Source organism: Xanthobacter autotrophicus (assembly GCF_030015065.1).
In the GTDB taxonomy this organism is placed as follows: Bacteria; Pseudomonadota; Alphaproteobacteria; order Rhizobiales; family Xanthobacteraceae; genus Xanthobacter; species Xanthobacter autotrophicus_D.
The window spans coordinates 1-556 of record NZ_JAIVFN010000318.1 but is presented as its reverse complement, the minus strand read 5'-3'; the positions used below and the strand labels follow the sequence as shown (position 1 = coordinate 556).

1 protein-coding gene is annotated in these 556 nt (G+C 54.1%); it reads left to right on the top strand.

All coding sequences use genetic code 11. The features are described from left to right. Positions 1-41: 41 nt before the first annotated feature. Positions 42-556, top strand: a 515-nt coding sequence (locus K9U40_RS23315; RefSeq protein ID WP_282892447.1) for a TniQ family protein, incomplete at its 3' end; no start/stop codon positions are given.

Genomic DNA, 556 nt, shown 5'->3' with positions numbered 1-556 from the left:
ATCACAGGCCGTTCTTGGATCACGAGCGCTATGCACAACTAATGGAGGACTCGCGCTCAGGTAACTCCCTTGACTTGAAACTGCGGCTTGGTCTCGTTGCAAACCGGTTCGGAATCAACACGCCACACCGCTTTTGCCCCGCATGTGTAGCCGAAGATATTGAGATGAACGGCTGCCACTACTGGCATCGGCAGCACCATCTACCCGGAGTGATCTGCTGCGTCCGCCATTCTCTGCAGTTGCAACAACAAAGTATCCCGAAGGAAGGCCTATTTGGCCAACCCTTAATGTATCCAGGCCTTCCTAGCGGCGAGGAATGCACCACCCCTGAATGTGGTTTTCAATTCCGATTTGCGCAACTATCGGCGGATCTCCTGCTGGCAGCCCTACCGCCGATAAACAATGCCGATCGCTCCAACGTATATCGAAACCGCCTGTCGGCAAAAGGCTTTCAGTCGAGCCGTCGGAGCCTCGACTACCGATTAGTTGCAACTGAGGTGAGGCACTACTTTGCCGACTTCGCTAACTTTCAGCATCAATCCCGACTGCTGCAGAC